This is a genomic window from Saccharopolyspora sp. 6M, from assembly GCF_020176775.1.
GTDB lineage: Bacteria > Actinomycetota > Actinomycetes > Mycobacteriales > Pseudonocardiaceae > Saccharopolyspora_C > Saccharopolyspora_C gregorii.
Window position 1 is genome coordinate 1 of sequence record NZ_JAIUJZ010000303.1, and the last position, 5144, is coordinate 5144.

Sequence of the window (5144 nt, forward strand, 5' to 3'; positions counted from 1 at the left end):
CCTCAGCGGTTCCCTCGCTGCGGGATCGATTTCACCGGTGGCTCCGCCACAGGAGAAATCGCTGTCCTCGCGAGGGAACCGCTGAGAACCCGCGGGTGGTCCCGCTGCTCGGGTGGACTCGCCACCGGCTCCGCCGCCGACCGGTGAGGGCCGCTGTTCAGGCTCAAGAACCGGCAGCGACGTTCCGCGGACGAACGCCCCGGCGCACCCGGGCGTTCGGTGCGTCCTCAGTTCTTCGGGGCGAGTTCGCCCATCTTCGACCAGCCGTCGCCGGGGACCTCGACGTTGATGATGTCCGGGGTCGCGGAGATGGCCTCGGACATGCGTTCCAGCGCCGCCTGGAAGTGCGCGGACTGCACGTGCTCGACGCCGGCCTCCTGCGAGGCGAAGCCTTCGGTGAGCACGAACTCGTTCGGGTCGTCGACGCTGCGGGCCCAGTCGAAGAACAGGTTGCCCGGCTCGTTCCGGGTCGCCCGGGTGAACTCGTCGACCAGCGAGAGCCACTGGTCGGCGTGGTCGGGCCGCACGTGGAACTTGACGACGATGAAGATCACTGGCTCGGCTCCCTGCGGGTTCGGTGGAGACGCGCCGGATTCGGCGCGGCCGAATCGTGGCCCGCGCGCACCGCGCCCGCCAACCCTCGTTGTCACATGCTGATAAGCCGTCGCGGTCTTCCGTCCCCCGGGTGCGGCGTGGTTATGGTGTGGGCCACACCCGGCGGCGGGAGGTGGCGGTGGACGACGCGCGATCGGTGCGCGAACGGGCCCGGACGCTCGCGCAGGTGCACGACGCCCTGTTCTCCGGAGGGCGCGCCCCGGCGCAGCCGCGCGCGCTGGTGGCCCGCTCGTGGCGGCGCGCCCGCGCCCAGGGCGTGGACCCGGACCTGCTGTTCCCGCCCGATCCGGCGGACGCGGCCGAGGTGCAGCGCCGCCGCGAGCGCAGCGGGCTGCGGCCGGTGCTGCCGGAGCTGCGGGCCGCGCTCACCGCGGTCGCCGAGGACTCCCGGCACGTGATGGTGGTGACCGACGCCGACGGCGTGGTGCTGTGGCGCGAGGGCGCGAACCTGGTCCGGCATCGCGCCGACCGCATCGGCTTCGCCGAAGGCGCGCGCTGGTCGGAGGACGTGGTCGGCGGCAACGCGATCGGCACCGCGCTCGCCGAGGGCGCTGCGGTGCAGATGTTCGCCGCGGAGCACTTCCTGCGCGCCCACCACGTGTGGACCTGCACCGCCGCTCCGCTGCACGACCCGCGCACCGGGCACCTGCTCGGCATCGTGGACGTCAGCGGCCCGGTGGAGACCGTGCACCCGTTGACGGTGGCGCTGGTCGGCACCGCGGTGAAGGTCGCGGAAGCGGGTCTGCGCCGGGAGCATGCGCGCGGGCTCGACTCGCTGCGGCAGGTGGCCGGGCCGCTGCTGGCCGGTCTGCGCGGGCCGGGCCTGGTGGTGGACGAGCACGGCTGGGTCGCCGCGGCCACCGGCATGGCCGGGCCGGACCGGGTCGGGGCGCCGCGGTCCGGGGTGCCGGTCGCGGTGCACGGCGTCGGCCACTGCCTGCCGGAACCGGTGCCGGGCGGCTGGCTGCTGCGCCCGGAACCCGCGCCGCGGATGCGGCTCGCGCTGGACCTCGGTTCGTCCCCGCCGCGCGCCGTCGTGGAGGGCACCGGCAGCTGGGTGCACCCGCTGCCGGTGCGGCACGCGGAGCTGCTGGTGCTGCTGGCGCACGCGGGACCGGCGGGGCTCTCGGCCGCGCAGCTGTCCGAGGCGCTCTACGGCGACCGCACCCACCTGGTGACCGTGCGCGCGGAGGTGTCCCGGCTGCGCAAGTCCCTCGGCGGCCTCGTGCTGGCCCGCCCGTACCGGATCGCCCCCGGCGTGGAGGTCGCGCCGCCGGACCGCACCGGGCCGCTGCTGTCCCGCTCCACCGCGCCGGGGGTCCGCCGCCTCGCCCGGTGATCCCGGGGGCGGGGACCGCTCCCGCGCCCGGTCGTGCGAGCGCGGGAGCGGCCCGGACTCACCTGGTGTGGTGCACCTCCTGCAACCCGTAGACGGGAGTGGGGATCCCCTCGGCCCGCGCCTTGAGCTGCAACGCCAGGTACAGAGAGTAGTGCCGGGACTGGTGCAGGTTGCCGCCGTGGAACCACAGCGCCTCCTGCTGCGTGGGTTTCCACATGTTGCGCTGCTCGCCCTCCCACGGACCCGGGTCCTTGGTGGTGTCGGAACCGAGGCCCCACACCTTGCCGACCTTGTCCGCGACCTCCTGGCTGATCAGGTCCGCGGCCCACCCGTTCATCGAGCCGTACCCGGTGGCGTAGACGACGAGGTCCGCGGGCAGCTCGGTGCCGTCGGCGAGCAGTACCGCGTCCTCGGTGAGCTCCGCGACCTGCCCGTGCGCGAGCGCCACCCGCCCGTCCGCGACGAGTTCGGCCGCGCCGACGTCGATGTAGTAGCCGGACCCGCGCCGCAGGTACTTCATGAACAGCCCGGAATCGTCGTCGCCGAAGTCGTGCCGGAACCCGGCGGCCTCCAGCCGCGCGTAGAAGTCGGCGTCGCGTTCCCGCATCGCGTCGCACGCGGGCCGCTGGAACCGGTCCATGATCCGGTACGGCTGGGAGGCGAACACCAGGTCGGCCTGCTGGGTGGTGATGCCCGCTTCGACCGCTTCCTCGGAGTAGAGCGGCGCCAGCGACAGCTCCATCAGCGAATCCGACTTGGAGATGTGCGTGGAGGAGCGCTGCACCATCGTCACGTCGGCGCCGACCTCCCACAGCGCCCCGCAGATGTCGAACGCCGAGTTGTTGGAGCCGATCACCACGGCCCGCTTCCCCCGGTACGCGTCCGGCCCGGGGTGCCGCGAGCTGTGGTGCTGCTCGCCGCGGAACCGGTCCTGGCCGGGGAATTCGGGCACGTTCGGCTTGCCGGACACGCCGGTGGCGAGCACCAGCTGCCGCGGGCGCAGCTCGATCCGCTCGCCGTCGCGGTCCACCAGCACCGTCCACTCCCCGGTGCGCTCGTCGTAGGAGGCGGAGCGGCAGGTCGACGAAGACCAGTAGTTGATCTCCATGACCTTGGTGTACATCTCCAGCCAGTCCGCGATCTTGTCCTTGGGCGCGAACACCGGCCAGTTCCGCGGGAAGTCCAGGTACGGCAGGTGGTCGTACCAGACCGGGTCGTGCAGGCACAGCGACTTGTACCGGCCGCGCCACTGGTCGCCGGGACGGGCGTGCGCGTCGAGCACCACGTGCGGCACCCCGAGCTGGCGCAGCCGCGCGCCCAGCGCGATGCCGCCCTGCCCGCCGCCGACCACCACCACGTACGGCTGGCGGGTGCGGCCGAGCTCGGCGGCCTCGGCGTCCCTGGCCTCCTGCCAGGTGGTCCGGTCCGGATCGACGCCGTGCTCGGCGCCCTTCGGGCGGCGGTGCCCGCTCGGCTCCTCGTGGCCGGTCAGCTCGTGCAGCGTCGTCAGCAGCGTCCACGCGCCCTCGTCGACGAGCCGCAGGTGCCCTTTCCCGCGCCCCGCGGCCGTCTCGAACCCGAGCCACGCCTCGACCACGCCGTCGGCCTCGGTCGGTTCCGCGGTGAGGTGGAAACCGCGGGCGTCGGTGGTCTCGGCGGTGGCGCGCACCAGGTCGGCGACGCCGTCCCGGTCCTCCACGGTCTTGAGGTTCCAGGTGAACGCGACCAGGTCGCGCCAGAACGAGGTGGTGGCGAACAGCCCGGCGGCGCGGTCCGCGTCGCCGGCCGCCAGCGCCGCCTCGAACTCGGCGAGCCAGTCCTCGGCGCGGGCGCGGGCGGCGGACCTCTCCGCCGGTGGCCGCGTCTCCCACCGCGCCTGGTCCGGCCGCGCCGGCCGGGTTTCCGAAGCAGTGCGGGTCGTCTGGTTCTCACCGAGCGTCTGGGACATGGGCGGACCTCCCGGAGCAGCGCGCGCCGTCGCCGGTGACGGCGCGTCCGGAACTCAGCGAACCCGACCGCCACCGCGCCCGGAAGGGTTGCGACCCCGTTGCACCCCGCGGTTCCCCCGGATGCGGGATCAGCCGCCGATCGTCCTCCCGCGTTCCGGCGGCGGTCCGACGACCACGAGGTCGAGGTCGGTCGCGGCCAGCCGCGCCGGGTCCACCGCGAGGTCCGCCGGGAGCTCCGGATGCACGTGCAGATCGGTGGGGCGGCCGGTGAGGTCGAAGAACGGTTCGAACACGTCGGGGGTGAGGATGCCGAGCATCCGGGTGTTGTGCGCTTCGAACGCGAAGGTGTGGATGGTGCCCGCCGGGGCGTGCACGAAATCCCCTTCGGTCAGCAGCACCTCCCGGCCGTTGACGTGCAGCCGGACGCGTCCCGACACGCACAGGAAGTTCTCGGTGTGCAGCCGGTGGAAGTGCCGGACGAAGTACTCCGACCGGGATCCGAGGGTGTCGATGGCGAAGTAGCGGCCGCCGGTGTTCGCGCCGCGCGTCAGGTAGGTGTTCAGGCTCTCCCCGGTCTCCCGGCGGTCGCCCTCGCCGAGCCGCAGGAAGTACGGCCGCACGCCCTGCGGCAGCTCCGCGTCCCACTCGTCCAGCGCATCCGCCCGCGCCGCGTCCGGGAAGGTGATGCCGAGCGGGGCGCCCGCGTCGGCCCGCTGCGGCGCCGAGGTGGTGGCCCCGGTGCGGCCGGAGTGCACGTGCCGCCGCACCGGGGTGCCGAGCCGTTCCACGAGCTCCAGCGAACCGCCCGGCGCCGCCCAGGTGAGCAGCCGGGTCACGTGCGCCAGCATCCGGAGCGCCAGCGGTCTCCCCGGCGGCACGTGCAGCGAGTCGCCGCGGGTGAGCACGCGGCTGCGCTCGCCGAGCCACACCTGCACGCTGCCGTCGAACACGTAGAACGAGCGCTGCTCGACGGCGTGGGCGTGCCACGGCACCTCCGCGCCGCGCCCGCCGCTGACGTAGGCGGCGTCGAACAGGCCGCCGGTGGCGGCGGCGCGGGCGATGACGGTCCACAGCACGCCGTCCAGCTCGTAGCGCCGCCCCTCCCCGCTCGCGAGGTAGTAGGGGACGGGTTCGCCGGGCAGCCGGTCGACGACCGGTGCGAGGTCGTGGACCGCTTCGACGTCGTGGGTCATGGTCGTCCTCCGGGGAGCAGGTGGCGGGCGAGGGGAACGCCGGTGGGG

4 protein-coding genes are annotated in these 5144 nt (G+C 74.0%); 1 reads left to right on the forward strand and 3 read right to left on the reverse strand.

What is annotated here, in order from left to right; genetic code table 11:
* Positions 1-227 precede the first annotated feature (227 nt).
* Positions 228-554, reverse strand: coding sequence for a putative quinol monooxygenase (locus tag LCD31_RS28050; RefSeq protein WP_224963079.1), 327 nt, complete (start codon positions 552-554; stop codon positions 228-230).
* Between the two features lie 179 nt (positions 555-733).
* On the opposite strand from LCD31_RS28050, the gene LCD31_RS28055 reads away from it, so the two are divergent.
* Positions 734-1954 (forward strand): helix-turn-helix domain-containing protein, encoded by a 1221-nt coding sequence (locus LCD31_RS28055; protein WP_224963081.1) that lies wholly within the window; start codon positions 734-736, stop codon positions 1952-1954.
* Positions 1955-2012: 58 nt separating this feature from the next.
* On the opposite strand, the gene LCD31_RS28060 is transcribed toward LCD31_RS28055, so the two are convergent.
* Positions 2013-3902, reverse strand: coding sequence for an NAD(P)/FAD-dependent oxidoreductase (locus LCD31_RS28060; RefSeq protein WP_224963083.1), 1890 nt, complete (start codon positions 3900-3902; stop codon positions 2013-2015).
* A 129-nt stretch (positions 3903-4031) separates the two neighbouring features.
* Positions 4032-5096 (reverse strand): quercetin 2,3-dioxygenase, encoded by a 1065-nt coding sequence (locus LCD31_RS28065; RefSeq protein WP_224963085.1) that lies wholly within the window; start codon positions 5094-5096, stop codon positions 4032-4034.
* Between the last annotated feature and the right edge of the window lie 48 nt (positions 5097-5144).